General features: G+C 34.9%; 15 protein-coding genes. 4 read left to right on the forward strand and 11 right to left on the reverse strand.

Going from position 1 to position 19,575, the window contains the following annotated elements:
• Positions 1–201 precede the first annotated feature (201 nt).
• The gene (locus tag PI23P_RS01215; RefSeq protein ID WP_026288475.1) at positions 202–993 is read right to left on the reverse strand and encodes a DUF2797 domain-containing protein; all 792 of its coding nucleotides are present in this window, start codon (positions 991–993) and stop codon (positions 202–204) included.
• Positions 994–1,075: 82 nt separating this feature from the next.
• On the opposite strand from PI23P_RS01215, the gene PI23P_RS01220 reads away from it, so the two are divergent.
• Entirely contained in the window at positions 1,076–2,584 is a 1,509-nt protein-coding gene (locus PI23P_RS01220; RefSeq protein WP_004568879.1) for a GH3 auxin-responsive promoter family protein, read from the forward strand.
• 28 nt (positions 2,585–2,612) lie between these two features.
• Here the strand turns inward: PI23P_RS01220 and PI23P_RS01225 are convergent, their stop codons facing one another.
• From PI23P_RS01225 to PI23P_RS01240, 4 genes are all read right to left on the reverse strand, one after another.
• Positions 2,613–3,590: a polyprenyl synthetase family protein gene (locus tag PI23P_RS01225; RefSeq protein WP_004568880.1), complete on the reverse strand. Its 978-nt coding sequence runs from the start codon at positions 3,588–3,590 to the stop codon at positions 2,613–2,615.
• 448 nt (positions 3,591–4,038) lie between these two features.
• Entirely contained in the window at positions 4,039–5,076 is a 1,038-nt protein-coding gene (gene rlmN / locus PI23P_RS01230) for a dual-specificity RNA methyltransferase RlmN (protein ID WP_004568881.1), read from the reverse strand.
• 113 nt (positions 5,077–5,189) lie between these two features.
• Positions 5,190–6,239, reverse strand: coding sequence for a tRNA preQ1(34) S-adenosylmethionine ribosyltransferase-isomerase QueA (gene queA / locus PI23P_RS01235; RefSeq protein ID WP_004568882.1), 1,050 nt, complete (start codon positions 6,237–6,239; stop codon positions 5,190–5,192).
• 72 nt (positions 6,240–6,311) lie between these two features.
• On the reverse strand, positions 6,312–7,541 hold the full coding sequence (locus PI23P_RS01240) for a 3-phosphoshikimate 1-carboxyvinyltransferase (RefSeq protein WP_004568883.1): 1,230 nt from the start codon (positions 7,539–7,541) through the stop codon (positions 6,312–6,314).
• A gap of 55 nt (positions 7,542–7,596) precedes the next feature.
• Here PI23P_RS01240 and PI23P_RS01245 point away from each other — a divergent pair, with 55 nt between their 5' ends.
• Positions 7,597–10,704, forward strand: coding sequence for a WD40/YVTN/BNR-like repeat-containing protein (locus tag PI23P_RS01245; protein WP_004568884.1), 3,108 nt, complete (start codon positions 7,597–7,599; stop codon positions 10,702–10,704).
• Positions 10,705–10,804: 100 nt separating this feature from the next.
• Here PI23P_RS01245 and PI23P_RS01250 read toward each other — a convergent pair whose 3' ends face one another.
• The 6 genes from PI23P_RS01250 to PI23P_RS01275 all read right to left on the reverse strand — a co-directional run bounded on the left by PI23P_RS01250 (position 10,805) and on the right by PI23P_RS01275 (position 16,029).
• Positions 10,805–11,053 (reverse strand): hypothetical protein, encoded by a 249-nt coding sequence (locus PI23P_RS01250; RefSeq protein ID WP_004568885.1) that lies wholly within the window; start codon positions 11,051–11,053, stop codon positions 10,805–10,807.
• Positions 11,054–11,380, reverse strand: coding sequence for a nucleotide pyrophosphohydrolase (locus PI23P_RS01255; protein ID WP_004568886.1), 327 nt, complete (start codon positions 11,378–11,380; stop codon positions 11,054–11,056).
• Between the two features lie 437 nt (positions 11,381–11,817).
• On the reverse strand, positions 11,818–12,372 hold the full coding sequence (locus PI23P_RS01260; protein ID WP_004568887.1) for a thioredoxin family protein: 555 nt from the start codon (positions 12,370–12,372) through the stop codon (positions 11,818–11,820).
• Between the two features lie 197 nt (positions 12,373–12,569).
• Entirely contained in the window at positions 12,570–13,784 is a 1,215-nt protein-coding gene (locus PI23P_RS01265) for a BaiN/RdsA family NAD(P)/FAD-dependent oxidoreductase (protein ID WP_004568888.1), read from the reverse strand.
• A 9-nt stretch (positions 13,785–13,793) separates the two neighbouring features.
• Complete coding sequence (locus PI23P_RS01270) at positions 13,794–14,720, reverse strand: GYDIA family GHMP kinase (RefSeq protein WP_004568889.1); 927 nt, start codon at positions 14,718–14,720, stop codon at positions 13,794–13,796.
• A gap of 34 nt (positions 14,721–14,754) precedes the next feature.
• Positions 14,755–16,029 carry a hydroxymethylglutaryl-CoA reductase, degradative gene (locus PI23P_RS01275; RefSeq protein WP_026288474.1) on the reverse strand — a complete coding sequence of 425 codons (1,275 nt, stop codon included), beginning with the start codon at positions 16,027–16,029 and terminating at the stop codon, positions 14,755–14,757.
• A 251-nt stretch (positions 16,030–16,280) separates the two neighbouring features.
• Here PI23P_RS01275 and PI23P_RS01280 point away from each other — a divergent pair, with 251 nt between their 5' ends.
• Entirely contained in the window at positions 16,281–17,141 is an 861-nt protein-coding gene (locus PI23P_RS01280) for a prohibitin family protein (RefSeq protein WP_004568891.1), read from the forward strand.
• A 204-nt stretch (positions 17,142–17,345) separates the two neighbouring features.
• Positions 17,346–19,574 (forward strand): S9 family peptidase, encoded by a 2,229-nt coding sequence (locus PI23P_RS01285; RefSeq protein ID WP_004568892.1) that lies wholly within the window; start codon positions 17,346–17,348, stop codon positions 19,572–19,574.
• The last annotated feature ends 1 nt before the right edge of the window (position 19,575 follow it).

Consider the following 19,575-nt stretch of genomic DNA (forward strand, 5'->3'; position numbering starts at 1 on the left):
TCAAACATAGCAGAATGCAGGGAAAATTGCTCTAAAAATAACACGCTCATCAGTTCGCATTAATTTTTTCAAACTTTTGAATCCCTTTTTCTTTAATTCCACTTTTAAATGCAACCATAAAAGAACGATGCCGGACAAGACAAATATCTTATATTCTAAGACTTTTTAAACTACCGCGCTCTTCTTTTTTTTTGCTATAATTTACAGCTCAAGAGACACAACGAGCCCCTCATTACTTCTCACATTGAAAACTGTTTGATCTTCAAAAATCAAATACTGCCCTTTAATGCCAACCAAAACACCTTTATAAGAGGGTGTCTTTATAATATTTAAACTTTTTGGTTTCTCTGGATATTTTATCACTGGAAAATTCAAATTGGTTACTGTACTATTTTCGATAAAATACGAGGCTGCTTCCTCAGGAATATACTCTTTTAGCCGCTCGCGCCATTCTACTAAACTTACTTCTTCAATTTCATTTTTCAGCATTTTTCGCCAGTTGGTTTTATCGCCAACATGCTTCTTTAAGGCCACCTCTGTAATACCTGCTAAATACCGATTTGGAACAGCTACAATTTCTATGGCTTCGTGAGCACCTTGATCTATCCAACGCGTAGGCACTTGTGTTTCCCTTGTAACCCCAACCTTTACATTTCCAGAATTGGCCAAATACACGATATGTGGCTGCAATTGCACAGACTTCTCATATGCTAAATCCCGGTCTTCCTTATCTAGATGTGCCGTACTTAACTCAGGACGCATGATCCAATCTCCAGCGTTTGGCGCATCAAAAAAACAAGATTTACAATAACCCTGCCTGTAAATTTCCTTATCTGAATAACAATTTAAACACTCATAGCTTACAAAACTCAAAGAAATTTCTTTATTTAGCAACTGATTCATATTTAAAAAATCAGCACGCATATCTAAATAATACTGAATTTCAGTAGCATTTTCAGTCATCATTTTTTTTAAAACTCCCTGGTACTTCATATAATAGGTTTTACTGTTTATAGTTTTCGATTTTAAAGCTATCTTCGTTTCCATATCGAACAAAACAAATTTACGAATTTTCATGGCTTTTCAGATTATCAACTCTATAATTTCTTGGTTTTTAAAAAAACGAAAACATCAAATTGAGCTATTTTTAAAATACCCAATCGAAGTTCAAAAAGAATTATTATTGCAGCTTGTGCAGACTGCTAAAAACACGGAATTTGGAAAAGAAAATAATTTTGCTGCAATCAAAAGTCACATAGATTTTGCAGCCAACGTTCCCATTCAAAAATATGAAACTTTCGAACCCTTAATTGAGCGCTGTAGAAAGGGAGAACAAAATTTATTTTGGCCATCTACCATTAAATGGTTTGCAAAATCTAGTGGCACCACCAACGCAAAAAGTAAATTTATTCCAGTCTCGGAGGATGCCTTAGAGTATTGCCATATGAAAGCTGGTAAAGACATGCTTTGTCACTACATCCACAACAATCCAGAAACCCACTTGTTTACCGGAAAGGGCTTGCGCTTAGGAGGTAGCTCAGAAGTCTATGAAGACAATGGCTCTTATGTTGGCGATTTGTCTGCTATCATCATTGAAAACATGCCTTTTTGGGCAGATTATAGCTCTGCCCCTTCACAAGAAGTAGCCTTAATGAGCAACTGGGAAATTAAAATGGATGCCATTATTGATGAAACTGTTCATGAAAACATCACAAGCTTGGCAGGAGTGCCAAGCTGGATGCTTGTTCTTTTAAATCGAGTGCTAGAGCGCACTGGGAAAAAAAATATTTTAGAAGTGTGGCCAAACCTCGAAGTCTATTTTCATGGAGGTGTGAATTTTAATCCCTATAGAGAACAGTATAAAAAAATGATTCCGAAAGCAGATTTCAAATATTACGAAATCTACAATGCTTCTGAAGGCTTTTTTGCTTTGCAAGATATCAATAACTCTAAAGAGCTATTGCTCATGTTAGATTATGGAATTTTCTATGAGTTTATTCCAATGACAGAATACAAGGGCGAAAACTCGCAAACAATTACGCTATCAAAAGTAAAAATCGATGTGGATTATGCCTTAATAATCTCAACAAATGCCGGACTCTGGCGCTATTTAATTGGAGATACCATCCGTTTTACGGCATTAAAGCCTTACCGAATTAAAATTACAGGACGTACAAAACACTATATAAATGTTTTTGGTGAAGAACTGAATATTGAAAATGTCGAAGACGCTTTAAAAGTGGCTTGCAACAAAACACAGGCTTCAATTTTAGATTACACCGTAGGACCAATCTTCATGGAAGGAAAAGAAAAAGGTGGACACGAATGGATAATTGAGTTTAGTAAAAAACCCAGTGTTTTAGGTGCTTTCGCTACCTTTTTAGACACAGCATTAAAAGACATCAATTCAGATTATGAAGCAAAACGGAATTTAAATATCACCCTAATGCCACCAAAAATACACCAAGCAAGAGATGGATTATTTTATAGTTGGTTAAAGAAAAAAAACAAACTAGGTGGACAACACAAAGTACCGAGACTTTCTAACTCAAGGGCATTTATAGAAGAGCTCTTGACCTTGTAAACAAACGATTTATAGTTTATAAATAGTGCTAAATCTTACGTTCCACCACATAATCGATCATTGTTTCCAAAGATTTCTTATACTCTGAATCTGGAAAATCTTGCAATAATGCCAAGGCTTTTTGCTTATGTTCATTCATTTTTGTCATGGTATACGCAATACCGCCATGATCTTTGACAAAAGCAATTACCTCTTTCACCCGTTTTTTATCTTTGTTGTGCTTCTTTATAGAATTGATCAACCAAGCTTTCTCTTTTTTTGAACAGGTATTTAAAGTGTAAATTAATGGCAGCGTCATTTTTTGCTCTTTAATATCGATACCTGTTGGCTTTCCTATTTTAGCATCAGAATAATCAAACAAGTCATCTTTTATCTGAAAAGCAATCCCTATATACTCACCAAATTTTCTCATTTTACGAATGCAATCTTGATTTGCACCTACAGAAGCAGCTCCAATTCCGCAGCAAGCAGCAATGAGTGTCGCCGTTTTCTTTCTAATTATATCGAAATAAATGGCCTCCGTAATATCTAGTTTTCTTGCTTTTTCTATTTGTAGTAATTCACCTTCACTCATTTCGCGAACAGCAATGGAAATTAATTTCAATAAATCAAAATCATTATTATCAATGGATAATAACAAACCTTTTGACAATAAAAAATCACCGACTAAGACTGCAATTTTATTCTTCCAAAGTGCATTTACTGAAAAAAAACTTCTCCGCATATTGCTGTCATCCACAATATCGTCGTGCACTAAAGTTGCCGTATGAATGAGTTCTACTACGGCAGCTCCTCTGTAAGTCCGTTCATCAAAACCACCGTTGGAAACCATTTTTGCAACCAAAAAAACAAACATGGGACGCATTTGTTTTCCTTTCCTACGAACAATATAATAGGTAATTCTATTTAAAAGGGGGACCTTAGAAAGCATGGAATCCTTGAATTTCTCTTCAAAGAGTTCCATCTCATTTTGAATGGGAAGTTTTATTAGTTCTACTGGTTTCATAGAGTAGCAAAGATATGGGTATTTTCTAATTTGTAAAAGGCGTTTTGGTTATTTTTATCTTAAAAAAAGGGCCTCGGCAAACGCTAAAAAGAAGACCACAATACAAAAAATAAAATACTATCTTTTTTTTGAATAAGAATTAAACTAAGAAAGGATAGCAAAATCTGCTTCCATAAAATTGTTCCTCAAATAGTTACTAAAAGCCAACTAAATAAACAGTTTATATTTTAAAATCAACTCAGAATAATACGATACAGATTCCAAAACTGTGCATGATCTTTATACAATACGCATTAAAACAAAAACAATACACAATGTATTCCAATCATAAAAAGACCAATTATATCTGAGCATTTTGTGTTTTTCCAAACAAAAAAAACAAAGTAAAACATTTAATTTTTGACTTGGTTTTTTACTATAATCTTTTACATTGGAAACGAAACTTCCATTAACTTTTATTCGCCAACTGCCCACAAGCAGCATCAATGTCTTTCCCTCTACTTCTTCGAACGTTTACAGTAATATCGTGCATTTCAAGGTTAGAGATATAGTTATTTATTGCAGCAGAACTCGCCTGCTGAAACTCGCCATCGTCAATTGGATTGTATTCGATTAAATTCACCTTACAAGGGATTGCCTTACAAAAGGCTACCAAAGCCTTAATATCTTCTTTGCGGTCATTAATTCCGTCCCAAACAATATATTCATAGGTAATCGCTCTACCTGTTTTTTCATACCAATATTCCAAAGACTCCTTTAAATCTTTCAGTGGAAAGGTCGCATTAAACGGCATTATAGAAGTTCTAACCTCATCTATTGCCGAATGCAATGAAACGGCTAGATTAAATTTCACTTCTTCATCTGCCATCTTTTTAATCATTTTTGGCACACCAGAAGTGGAAACTGTAATTCTTTTTGAAGACATTCCCAATCCCTCAGGAGAGGTAATCATTTGTATGGATTTCATCATGTTTTTATAGTTCATTAGGGGTTCTCCCATGCCCATAAAAACAATATTTGACAATTTATGACCAAAATACAGCTGACTCTGTTTGTCTATTACCACTACCTGGTCATAAATTTCATCTGGATTTAGATTCCGCATTCTTTTCAATCGAGAAGTTGCACAGAATTTACAATCTAGACTACAACCCACCTGACTAGAAACACAGGCTGTTGTTCTCTTTTCTGTTGGAATTAATACAGACTCGACAATCAAACCGTCGTGTAATTTAATTCCATTTTTAATAGTCCCATCCTTACTTTTCTGCATGGAATCTACTTTAATATGATTGATCACAAAATTAGCAGCTAACATCTCTCTCGTTTCCTTAGAAATATTGGTCATCGCGTCAAATGTATGCAAAGACTTACTCCAAAGCCATTCATAAACCTGGTTCCCGCGAAAGGCTTGGTCGTTGTTTTCAACAAAGAAAAACCGCAGTTCTTCTTTTGTCAATGCTCTGATGTCTTTCTTTTTACTCAAAATAAAATACTTTAAATATAAAATGATTCGAATTGAACTTCACTGCAAAAATATGCATAAAAAAACTGACACTTGAGTCAAGTGCCAGTTTTAAGCTATTCGTTTTTTAATGCTTATATAATTAACATCGCGTCTCCATATGTGGAGAATTTATACCCTTCTTTTATGGCTACTTTATAAGCTTCCATAATAAAGTCATAACCACCAAAAGCGGCTGCCTGCATGAGTAAAGTAGACTTTGGTAAGTGGAAATTTGTAATCATAGCATTGGCAATACTGAATTCATGCGGAGGAAAAAGGAACTTATTAGTCCATCCTTCAAATGCGTTTAATTCTTGTTTCGAAGAAACTGAGGACTCTACAGTTCTCATTACTGTGGTACCTACCGCACAAATTCTTCTTTTTTCTTTTTTTGCTTTGTTAATCATTACAGCTGTTTTCTCAGGAATGACAATCTGCTCAGAATCCATTTTATGTTTTGATAAATCTTCTACTTCTACCGCACTAAAAGTTCCCAAACCAACATGCAATGTCATTTTAGCAAAATCCACACCTTTGATCTCCAAACGTTTTAGCAAGTGTTTCGAAAAGTGTAAACCTGCACTTGGCGCGGCTACAGCTCCTTCATTCTTAGCATAAATAGTTTGATATCTTTCTGTATCTGAAGGCTCAACCTCTCTCGCAATTGCTTTTGGAAGTGGCGTTTGCCCAAGTTCTAATAACTTTGCTCTAAATGCTTCATAAGAACCATCGAATAAAAAGCGCAAAGTTCTACCTCTAGAGGTCGTATTGTCAATTACCTCAGCTACTAAACTATCATCTTCTCCAAAAAACAACTTGTTTCCAATCCGTATTTTTCTTGCAGGATCTACTAAAACATCCCACAATCTATTTTCTGCATTTAGTTCTCTTAATAAAAATACTTCGATTCTAGCACCCGTCTTTTCTTTATTCCCAAACATTCTTGCAGGAAAAACCTTCGTATCGTTTAACATCAGGACATCTCCCTCGTCAAAATAATTAATTACATCTTTGAACTGCTTGTGTTCTATCGTTCCTGCTGCTTTGTTCAACACCATTAAACGAGACTCATCTCTGTGCTCAGCTGGGTAAATTGCCAACAATTCTTCTGGTAATTCAAATTCAAAATGCGATAATTTCATATATTTATATCTTATAAAAGATGCAAAGATACGATATCGGAATAGGCGTTGTCAAGTGTTTCGCCTTTTAATTTACACTACTTCTATTTGTATGCCAACTTGTTGCATGTCTTCCCAAAATTTCTGATAGGATTTTGTCACTACCTCTGCATTTAAAATCTTAATTGGAACTTTTAAAGCTAGCGGTGCAAAAGCCATGGCCATCCGATGATCATTATAGGTTTTAATAGCAATATTTGCATGCATGTCAAAAGAACGACCTAAATGCAAGCTTTTATTTGTCACTTCAATCACAGCTCCAAGTTTTGTTAATTCATCTTTCAATGCTTCTAATCGATCTGTTTCTTTAATTTTTAAAGTATGTAACCCTGATAAATTGCAAGAAATTCCCTCAGCAAAACAAGTTACGGCAATTGTCTGTGCAATGTCTGGAGCGTTTTTAAGATCAATTTCTAAAGTTTCTAAACGAGACTTTTGCTCCTTTTTTAAAATAATAAAATTTTGACCAAAAACAGTGGTTACTCCAAAATGCGTATAGATTTCTGCCAAACAAGAATCGCCTTGTAGACTTTCTTTTTTGTATGCGGACAACTGAATGGATGTACCAATTTCTGAAGAGGCAACTATGGAGTAAAAATAACTTGCAGACGACCAATCTGATTCGACGATAACCGTTTGTTTTTTTATTATTTTTTTTGACAATACTTTAATTTTGTTCCCAACAAAACTAGCCTCAATACCTAATTGATTCAATAAACTCAGCGTCATTTGAATGTAAGGAATGGATGTGATTTCACCTAGCAATTCAATTTCTAAACCCTTTTCTAATTTCGCAGCAATTAATAACAACGAAGAAATGTATTGACTGCTTACATTTCCATTTATTTGCACTGTCTCTTTGGTCACTTTTTTTCCCTTGATTCTAATCGGTGGGTAGCCTACTTTCTCCTCATAAGAGATCTCTGCTCCTAAATCTTTCAAAGCATTTACTAAAATTTCAATAGGCCTGTTTTGCATTCTTTCAGACCCCGTTAACACAACTTCTCTCCCACTTTTCACAGCAAAATAAGAAGTCAAAAACCGCATTGCCGTTCCTGCATGTCCAATATCTATAGTTTCAGTATTTGAAGAAAGTGCGTGCTGCATGTGCACTGCATCGTCTGAATCTGATAAATTATCAATTGTAATCTCTGAAAATAAGTTTTGTAAAATTAGTAATCGATTGGATTCACTTTTAGACCCAGAAATGGTGATTTCTTCATTTATTTTCTGCTGCTCTAAAACATTTAACAATATGTCCATTCTAAAAACTGATTTTAATTCTTACTTTTAACGCTCAAATTGATACCGAAATACTATGAAAAAATACTTTTTCTTAACTATTTGCATGCTTCTTGTTACACAGGTCAAAGTTACTGCACAAAAAAATGCTACCAAAGTTTCTAGCGAATATTTTAATACGGCACAATGGAGAAATATTGGTCCATTTAGAGGGGGGCGAAGTGCCGCTGTTACGGGTGTCTCCAATAAAGCAAATCTTTTTTACATGGGTGCTACTGGCGGTGGTGTTTGGAAAACCACAGATGCGGGTAACAGTTGGCAAAATATTTCTGATGGCTTTTTTGGTGGATCTGTTGGATCCGTTGCCGTTTCTGAATCGGACCCTAATGTTATTTATGTAGGTATGGGCGAAAAAACCGTTCGTGGCAATGTGTCTTCTGGGAACGGTATTTGGAAATCTGAAAATGCAGGTAGAACATGGAAACAAATGGGATTAAAAAATTCTCGACACATTCCAAGAATGAGAATTCACCCAAAAAACCCAGATATTGTCTTTGCAGGAGTGCTAGGGGACTTATACAAACCAACTCAAGAAAGAGGTGTTTATAAATCCATTGACGGCGGAGCACATTGGAAAAAAGTATTGTTTTCAAATGAGAATGCAGGAGTTGTAGACTTAATAATCGATCCAACCAATCCTAGAAACTTATATGCTACCACTTGGAATGTGCGAAGAACTCCTTATAGTTTGTCTTCTGGTGGCGACGGTTCTGCACTTTGGAAAAGTACCGACGAAGGGGAAACTTGGACAAATATCTCGGAAAACAAAGGCTTGCCAGCAGGAATTTGGGGAATTAGTGGGGTAACCGTTTCACCGGTAAACCCTGATATTGTTTGGGCATTGATAGAAAATGAAAAGGGAGGTATCTATAAATCTATAGATGCTGGTAAGACTTTTAAACTAATTAATTCTGAAAGAAAATTAAGACAAAGAGCTTGGTATTACACGCGTTTATACGCAGACACGCAAGATCAAAATATTTTATATGTGCTAAATGTAAGGTATCATAAATCTACCGATGGTGGAAAATCATTCCAGACTTATAATGCTCCTCACGGTGATCATCACGATTTATGGATTGCACCAGAAGACAATCAAAGAATGATTATTGGCGATGATGGTGGTGCACAAGTTTCTTTTGACGCCGGTGAAAACTGGAGCACTATGAACAACCAGCCTACTTCTCAATTTTATCGAGTTACTACAGACAATCATTTTCCATACCGGATTTTAGCAGCACAACAAGACAACTCTACCATCCGAATCTCTCACAGAACTTCAGGTCAATATATCACAGCATCCAATTGGGAAGAAACAGCTGGTGGCGAAAGTGCACATATTGCCGTAGATCCATTAAATGACGACATTGTATATGGTGGAAGTTATGGTGGGCTGTTAACGAGAAAAAATCATAAAACAGGAGAGACAAGAGCTGTAAATGTTTGGCCAGACGACCCAATGGGGCATGGAGCAGAAGATTTTAAATATCGATTTCAATGGAACTTTCCAATTTTCTTTTCACCAAATAATAAGAAAAGACTGTATGCAGCCTCTAATCACTTACATATGACAGAGAATGAAGGACAATCTTGGAAATTAATCAGCCCAGATCTAACAAGAAACGACCCTAAAACCTTAGGTAGCTCTGGCGGACCAATTACCAAAGACAACACAGGTGTAGAATATTACGGAACTATATTCGCAGCGACAGAATCTGCACTAGAACCAGGTTTAATCTGGACAGGTTCTGATGATGGAATGATACATATTTCTAAAAATAATGGTGCCTCTTGGGACAATGTAACGCCGAAGAAAATGCCAGAATGGATGATGATAAATTGCATTGAAGCCAATCCTTTTACAAAAGGAAGTGCGTATGTTGTAGGAACAAAATACAAATCTGGAGATTACAAACCGTATCTCTACAAAACAGAAAATTACGGAAAATCTTGGGAAAAGATTACCCAAGGAATAGGAGAAGAAAGTTTTACAAGAGCTTTAAGAGCAGATCCCAAAAGAAAAGGATTGTTATATGCAGGAACAGAAAAAGGAATGTATATCTCTTTTGACGATGGTGAAAACTGGGATTCTTTTCAACAAAACTTACCCATTGTACCCATTACAGATTTGTCCATTAAAAATGATAATTTAATTGCAGCAACACAAGGTAGGGCGCTTTGGATTATTGACGATTTAACTCCTTTACATCAATTAAATTCAGCTCTAATAGAACAAGATGTTATTTTATACAAACCAAAAGATGCCTACAATATGCCCGGTGGCAATGGTAAAACTTCTAGAACTGCCGGCACCAACCACGCCGGTGGGGTTTCAGTAAACTACTTCATCAAAAAGAAAAATGATAAGGATACCATCGCTCTTTCTTTCTATGACACGAATAACAAACTGATCAAGAAATATGCAACGAACTTTGATAAGGAAAAAAAAGAGGAACTATTGAAAATTGAGAATGGAAATAATGTTTTCAACTGGGATATGATGTATCCAGGTGCAGAATCTGTAGAAGGAATGATTCTCTGGTGGGCTTCATTAAATGGACCAATGGCTTTACCTGGAGCTTATAAAGTTGATTTGTCAGTGAATGGTAAAAAGACATCTAAAAATTTCAACATTTTACGCAATCCAACTTCCGAAACAACTGAAAGTGACATGAAAATGCAGTTTGACTTCATCAACGATATCAACTCAAAAATGACTGAAATTCATAAGGCATTAAAAAACGTGAAAAAAGTTAGCAATCAAGTGAAAGCCTTAAAGAAATCTATCAAAGATAAGGAAAAGTACAAAGTGCTGCTAGCGTATGCAGATAGCTTAGTGAAAGATCTAACTACAATCGAAGAAACCTTGTACCAAACAAAGTCTAAAAGTGGTCAAGATCCGCTGAATTTTCCAATTCGATTGAATAATAAGCTGGCGCATTTAAATTCTTTAACCAGAATTGGACACTACGCTCCTACGCAACAAGCAATCGATTTTAAAAATGAAATTACAAAAGAAATTGATGCTGAATTGGCACAACTAAAAGTACTCTTCGAAAACAGTGTGAAAGAGCTTAACAAGCAAGTAAAAGAAAGTGATATTGATTTAATTCGATTGGAGTAGTTGTTAATTTCTTATCGAGAAGGGAAATATACTCTTTTCAATGGGGGAAATTAGCGCGATAGACAAAAACAAAAAAGCGACTTTTAAGTCGCTTTTTTAATTATTTCGTTTTTTTATTGGTGACATAAATCCCGTAAAAAGTGCTTAAAAACACCTTCAGTGCCCAAAAATTCATCCATTTTCCATCAGCAAAATTCACTTCGTTTACGAGGTCAAAATCTCCTGCAAATATTGCTTCCCAGCTATTCATTAATAATGAAATCGCAGTAACCATTACAAAGAACGGAATGGCAACTTTTGATACATTGTTCCAAAAAAGCGGTTGTTTTGTTTTTTCTAAAAAAGTCATTTATTTCAATTTTTGATTGTTGTGATGGCGGTCGTGATCGCGTTGTGTCTTAATCTCTAATTTTTTTTCAAAAGCGTCTTGCAAATTGATACCCGTTTGATTCGCCAAACAAAGCAAAACAAACAAGACATCTGCTAACTCCTCTCCAAGATCTTTATTTTTATCTGATTCTTTTTCACTTTGCTCTCCGTAACGCCTAGAGATGATACGTGCAACCTCACCAACTTCTTCGGTCAACTGCGCCATATTCGTAAGCTCATTAAAATATCGCACACCGTGCTCTTTAATCCAATCGTCTACTTGTTTTTGAGCGTTTTCTATATTCATATTTCTTTTTTTAAAAGATTGAAGATTCTAAGGCTCAAAGATAGTTTTTCTATAAGAACTTCGTTTGTTTGTGTATTTAAAAAGAAAATTACGAACAAAGTGATAGGTCCTTCGAAACTTAAACGCAGCCCGATTGTACCGTTAGCACAACAAGAATATTGGTGCGTGCGCAATACAATTAAATTAATACAGCAAATATTACATTCATGACCAACATGTTGTGTTTCTCTAAAATGCTTTGCTATTCTCGAAATATAAAAACTGCGCTCTTAAAATAAAACACAACATCGATCAGAAACGCTGCAACTCCATTTAAAACGCAACAAAATTATGATTTATCCTTTTTAATAAAAAGATAAATCATTGCGGCCTGATACCCCGAAGCTATATTTTCTCAATTTTCAAGAAAATACACATTCTAGGATTTTACAAAGCGTTTATTTCCACTTTATACCGCAACCAACACTAGGATTCTGATTTTCTAAAACACCTTTATTTTCTAACAAATTATCCATCGCATTTCGAATATCTTCCCCTGTTACAGGTATACCGTTCCCCGGTCTAGAAGCATCTAATTGTCCATGGTACACTGCTTTTAAATCAGCATCAAAAACATAGAAATCTGGAGTGCAGGCGGCATCATAGGCTTTTGCTACTTCTTGTGTGTCATCAAATAAATACGGAAAAGGATAGTTTAAATTTTCTGCTACCTCTTTCATAAATTGTGGACCATCTTGCGGATAATTTTCAATTTCATTAGTGCTAATCGCCACAAAATGTATGCCTTTTGATTGGTAATCATTTGCTAGTTGTATCAGTCCCTCATTGACATGCATCACAAAAGGACAATGATTGCAGATAAACATCAGTACCGTTCCTTTTTTTCCTTTTGCTTTCACTAGAGAAAGTAATGTATTGTTTACCGCATTTACCAATTCAAAAGCAGGCGCTTTTTTTCCAATTGTAAATTCTTTAGATTCTGTTAGTGCCATTGTTTTATTTTTATAAGATTATTAAATTCTGTCGTATAAAATATGAGAAGTATACAAAACTAACGAATTTTCGTCAATGATTGTCATCCTGTAGACTCTCGGCGAAAGACAACATCTCGTTTTTAAAACGAATAAATACCTTGTTTAAATGCAAAGATTATTCATTCTCTTTTTTTCTGAGTACCTTCTGAAAAAACTTAGATCTCTTCGGCCAACGCCTTTGCACAAATATAGCCACCAGTCCAAGCATTCTGAAAATTAAAGCCACCCGTAACGGCATCAATATTTAAAACTTCCCCTACAAAAAAGAGCGCACTGTGTTTCTTACTTTCAAAACGTTTGAAATTAATTTCTTTTAAGTCAACGCCACCAGCAGTTACAAATTCATCTTTAAAAGTGGTTCTGCCATTTGCATTGTACCTCCCTTTTGTAAGTTCGTTTGCTAATTTATCTAATTGAATACTATTTAAATCTGCCCAATTTTGGGTTTTAAAAATATCTGAAAACAACACAAAACGCTCCCACAATCTTCTAGAAACCTCTTTAAAAGGAGATTTTAAAATAACCGTTTTGCGCGGTTCTTTCTTCTTCAAATTCAGCAGGACATTTAACACCTTATCTGTTGGCCTTGACAACCAATTTACTTCTACATTGTATTGATAGTTTTTTTCCGCTAAAATTCGTGCGCCAAAGGCAGAAAGCTTCAAAACTGCAGGTCCGCTCATTCCCCAATGGGTAATTAATAAAGGTCCAGATGCTTCTAATTTTGTTCCTACAATGTTAACGGTTGCATTTGGAACAGAAATCCCCAGCAGGTCTACCAATCTTTTATCATTAATATTGAAAGTAAATAAAGAAGGAACGGGTTCGATAACTGCGTGGTCTAGTGTTTCACACAATTCCCATACTTTTTTAGAACTCCCTGCCGCAATCACTAATTTATCCGCTTCAAAAGTTTGCTTTTTGGTATGAACCATCCATTTTCCGTCCAAGAGATTAACAGAATTTACCCCATAATTTGTCAACACTTTAATTCCTAAAGTATCAATTGCTTTTTGGAAACAGTCTATAATTGCCTGACTTGTGTTGGCCTCTGGAAAAACGCGATTGTCACCCTCAATTTTTAAAGGAACTCCACGATCATCAAACCATTCAAAAGTATCACCCGTCATAAATTGATGAAAAGGCCCTAGCATTTCCTTTTCTCCTCTCGGATAAAATTTTACCAATTCTTTTGGTTCGAAACATGCATGGGTAACATTGCATCTTCCACCACCAGAAATTCTCACTTTTTGCAAAACATCCTTTCCTTTTTCAAGAATCGTAATATCTAGATCAGGGTTTTTTTCTTTCGCATTTATGGCCGTAAAATATCCCGCTGCTCCACCTCCAATAATTACTATTTTATTCATTTTCTACTATTATAAAATCATTTCTGAATACCTCAACATTGTTTCAAAACCTTTGTCTTTAAAATATGCTGGTGTGTCCTCATTTCCCGTGACCAATACGAAGTCACCACCCCACGCTCCTAAGCTTTTTACTTCCCCGTAGTAATCCGAAAATAATTTTTCCTTTACCGGTGGAAGCTTTATAATGGAACTGATTATTTGCTCGTGTTGCACAATTAGCTTGTTAAAATCTACAATTGAATCGACCTTTAAAAACGTCTCAGCAATCTCGGAAACCGCTGTAATTTCTTTCTGAAAATGAATCCCACTTTCTCTAAATTTTGCAATTCCTTGTTTAGAATCTTGCTTGTGATTCAAATGCATAAAAAACAACTGCTCTTTGAAAATCGGGTTAAAAACGACAGGCTCTACTACTGGTTTTGCGTCTTTAATCGTATAAAATAATGGGGTATTATTTTGTGCACAAGCAATATCATACCCACTTCCTTTAAAAGAGTTCCACAACAATTGAAACGCATCTACTTTTGCCCAACTGGCAATCGAATTTATTAATGTAGAAGACGTTCCCAAACCCCAATTTCGAGGAAATGTAAGATTCGTTTTCACAAGAAAACCATTTTCTGAATTTAAAAAACCAGAATTCACACGCTGCGCTTCTTGTAAAATGGATAATAAAGTCTCTGCAATCACTTCTGCATTTCCTTCGGTATTTGAATCAAAAGTGCAATTTAACAAACGTAATTTTGGAAGCTCAAAAACGGCTTCAAACCAACATTCACCGGTATGTGTAAAACTACCCCAGATTAATTGTGGTTCTTTGATGTTTTCGACATGTAAATCTTGACCAAATTGTGTTGGCAAAGCCAAAGATTTTGCACCATCTAAGACTAAGTACTCACCAGTTAGTAAAAGTTTTCCGTTGGAATAATAGTTCATTAATTTATCTGTATAAGTTTGACTGGCAGCTTAATTACCTCTTATTAATTTCTTTAAACTTTAATACAACAGCGGCATGGGAAACTGTTTGCCCTTCAAAAAAGTGTGTTATTTTTTCTTTTTCGTGCACTGTTGCTCCTAACTGATTTAAAATATTATGCAAATGCATTTTCATGTGACCGTGCTGAATACCGATGGTTGTTAAAGCTCTTATAGCTGCAAAATTTTGAGCCAATCCTGCTGTTGCAATAATTTGCATTAATTCTTTGGCAGAAGGTTGCTGTAACATTTCTAGAGACAACTTTGCCAAAGGATGCAATGCTGTAATACCTCCAACGGTTCCCAAAGCCAGCGGCAAATCTAACCAAAATCTAAAAACACCATTATCGATAGTGCAGTGAGATAAACTTGTATAATTCCCGGAAATTCCTGCATAGGCATGCACTCCCGCTTCTACAGCTCTAAAGTCGTTACCTGTGGCTAAAACAACAGCATCCACACCATTCATAATACCCTTATTGTGTGTTACAGCGCGATATGGTTCTATTTCTGCAATTTTAACTGCCTGGTAAAATTTCTCTGCAAATTTTTGCGGATTTTCAACTCCTAAGTCAAGGATATTGCAAGACACCTCTGCACGTACCAAACATTCTGGAACATAATTAGATAATATACTCATTACAATTTCAATTTCATCATTTCTAAACTCAGCTGCAATTGCCTCTAAGCAAGAATTAATGAAATTTGCACCCATAGAGTCCATTGTTTCAAAAGTAATATGTAGTTGATAGTAGTTTGCTAGTTTGTCGGTTTTGTCGACTAGATCGATGTCTAAAATTCCACCACCACGCTTTTCCATGTTTTTCGTAATGGATTTTGTAGCTGCTAATAATCGTGCTTTGTTATTTATAAAATACGCTTCCAAAGCTGCTGAAGCACCTGCAAACATAAAATGCACATGTCCTACCTTGGTAGTTCCTAAAATTGTAGTTCTAAAACCTCCTTTTGTACTCCAAAACTTAGCAACCAGCGATGCTGCAGCAACTACAGAACTCTCTTCGGTTACCATTGGTATTGCATATTCTTTCCCGTTTATTAGAAAGTTTGGCGCGACGCCCAAGGGCAAGTAAAAGTTAGAAATTGTATTTTCTATAAAGTCATCGTGTAATTGTTGTAATTTTTTATCCTCGTGCCAATATTGCTTTATGGTTCTGACGGCGTTTGAATTATTCTTAAAATAATTTTCTGCCAACCAATTTATTTTTTCCTCTTTTGTTAATTTGGAAAAACCCGATATCATCTTTGTCATTCTATGCTTTAAATAAACTGCTACAAAGATAGATGAATCTAACACACTAGTTAAAAATTTCTTAAAAAAGTCTTTTTTATTCATTGTTCGCAGCATGGGGAGAACCCTTTTTAAATAATATTCAACAAAAAGATTGCTTTATTATGAATAGATATAAATACCTGCGATTTGTTTGAATAAAAATGAGAAAATTATCAATTAACCATAATATTTATTGATATACTTCATAAAAAAGTCTAATTCTAAAAGCTATGGAAAAAAGGATTTTGGACGTAAATTTATATCAGAATAATAGAATATATAAAACCGATAGAATTATGAAAAATGTAAGCATTACTATTTTAGTTTTAGGGCTCTTTTGCACGAGTTGTGCAGTTGTTAGACCAGGAGAGGTTGGAATTAAACAAACTTTAGGAAAATTTTCTAAAGAAGTTAAAGTGCAAGGTACTGTGCTTTATAATCCGTTTATCAGTAGAGTAATAAAAGAATCCACAAAAACCAGCAATATAAAACTCGTTTTAAGCTTGCCAAGTAAAGAGGGTTTGAGTGTGAATTCTGAAATTTCAATTTTATACCGATTACAAGCAAATAAAGTAGCCTCTGTTTTAGAGAATTTAGGTCAAAATTATGAAGATGTAATTACGAGTGTTTTTAGATCTGCAGCTTCTGATGTTTGTGCAAAATTCTTTGCAAAAGATATGCATTCTGGAATGAGAGCAGATATAGAAAATGAAATCTTAAAAAAGATGAAAGTTAATTTAGAGCTGCAAGCCGACGGTGTTGATTTAATTGCGGTGCTGATGAAAAGAATTCAATTGCCAAGTGGTTTGGCAAACTCTATCGAACGAAAACTGCAAGCAGAGCAAGATGCCATGAGAATGGAGTTTGTTTTGGATCAAGAAAGGTTAGAAGCAGATAGAAAAATTATTAATGCCAAGGGAGAAAGAGATGCTCAAATTATTATCTCAGAAGGACTAACAAAAGAAATCATCAGAATTAAAGCAATTGAGGCTTTCAGAGAGCTCTCAAAATCTACCAATGCTAAAATTATTATTACCGATGGAAAAACACCTTTTATTGTGGGTAGCCAAGAGACTGAAGTAAAAAAGTAAATCTTAACAAGGAGTTATAAATAGAACGAAACTCGACAAGCCGCTGTGCTTCTCGAGTTTTTTTTATGTCTGCACCTCAAAAGACCAAAATTAATTACCGCTTTGAGCGAAACAGAACGCACCTCACATAATATGCAGATAGCAGCCTCTTTTAATCGTTTTTCAGCATTATTTTCGTAACCTTGACAAACTTTTATTCAAACGATGTTATTCATAAAAAGAACCTTCATTTTAGCAGCGATAGTGCTGCTTGTTAGTTGCAAACAAAACCCTACAATATCCAATAACTTCAGTACAGGATCAAAAGAAATTACCTTAGACGAAATTTGGAACGGCACTTTTTCTCCAGAAAAAATGAATTCTTTAAATTCTATGAATGGTGACTTTTATGCGCTCTTAAATGTGGATACTACTGGAAACACAACAGTAGACAAATACAGTTACAAAACTTTAGAGAAAGTTGAAACGATTGTAAATAGTGCCAATCTAAAAGAAATAAACCGTTTTTCTTCCTACAGTTTTAATGAACAGGAATCTTCTTTAATCTTGGGAACTGATTTTAAAAAAATATACAGACACTCTTTTACAGGTACTTTTTACTATTATCAGATTGCTTCTAAAAAACTAATACTCATCGGCAAAGATATTCAAGAACCCACTTTCTCTCCAGATAGTAATAAAATAGCCTACGCTAAAAACAACAACCTGTTTGTATTGAATCTTACAAATGGCAATACCAGCACTCAAATTACAACAGACGGCACGTTTAACAAAATTATAAATGGAATTACTGATTGGGTTTATGAAGAAGAGTTTGGCTTTGTCCGCGCCTTCGAATGGAGCAAGAATAGCAAATATATAGCCTTTTTGCGTTTTGATGAAAGCAATGTTCCAACGTTCTCTATGGATCTAGTTGGAGAAGACAATTATCCAGAGCAACAAGTTTTTAAATACCCGAAAGCTGGAGAAAAAAATGCAGAAGTAACTTTGCATGTGTATACTGTCTCTTCAAAAAGCACCAAGAGAATTTCTCTTGGCGCCTATGAATACATTCCCAGGATAAAATGGTCTAATGATGCGGTTACTTTAGTTGCAACCACTTTAAACCGCCATCAAAATAATTTAAAGTTACACAAAGTAGATGCTTCCAAAAGTACCGCTACTTTGCTTCTCAATGAAACTGATAAAGCATACCTCGACATTACAGACAACCTTACCTTTTTAGACGACAATAGCTTTATTTGGACAAGTGAAAATGACGGGTTTAACCACATTTATCACTACGATTTCTACGGAAAATTAATCAATCAAATAACAAAAGGAGACTGGGAGATAACCAATTATTATGGGTATAATAAAGGTAAAAAAACTATTTATTATCAATCTGTAGAAAATGGCTCTACAAACAGAAGTGTGTTCTCTATTCAATTAGATGGAAATAATAAAAAGTTATTAAGCAGCCCAAAAGGAACAAACACCGCTTCTTTTAGCAAAAACTTAAACTATTTTATCAATACGCACTCCACTTCAGAAATTCCACCTATATATTCTTTAATTACTGCCGAAGGTGAAATATTGCAAATAATAAAAGATAATACCGCCTTAAAGACAACCTTATCAGCATATAAAATCAGTAAAAAAGAATTTTCTACCATTACAATTAATGGCAATGAATTAAATATGTGGATGGTAAAGCCTGTAGATTTTGATGCAACTAAAAAATATCCTTTGTTACTCTTTCAGTATTCTGGACCAGGATCTCAGAAAGTGGCCAATACATGGAACGGAAGTAATGACTATTGGCACAATATGTTGGCTCAAAAAGGAATGATTATTGCCTGTGTGGATGGAAGAGGAACTGGTTTTAAAGGAAGTGATTTCAAAAAATCTACCTATTTAAATTTGGTGAAATACGAAACTGAAGATCAAATCGCAGTTGCAAAAAAATTAGCGGTGCGTTCTTATATTGACAGCAATAATGTTGGTATTTGGGGATGGTCTTTTGGAGGTCATATGAGCACAAACGCATTGTTAAAAGGAAGTGCTGTTTTTACCACAGCTATTGCGGTTGCTCCTGTAACTTCTTGGCGTTTTTATGACACTGTTTATACAGAGCGCTTTTTGAGAACTCCACAAGAAAACCCAGAAGGATATGACGAAAACTCTCCCATCAATTACGCAGAAAAACTAAAAGGAAATTACTTATTAGTGCATGGGACAGGAGACGACAATGTACACATACAAAACAGCTATAGAATGATAAACGCATTAATTAAAGCAAATAAACAATTTGATATGTTTATTGTGCCAGACAGAACACATTCTATTAGCAAAGGAAAAAACGTGCGACTCAATTTATATACAAAAATGACAAATTTTGTAGAAATGCATTTAATTAATAAATCGAAGAATTCAACAAATATAAAAGAATAAA

The organism is Polaribacter irgensii 23-P, from assembly GCF_000153225.1.
Classification (GTDB): Bacteria; Bacteroidota; Bacteroidia; order Flavobacteriales; family Flavobacteriaceae; genus Polaribacter; species Polaribacter irgensii.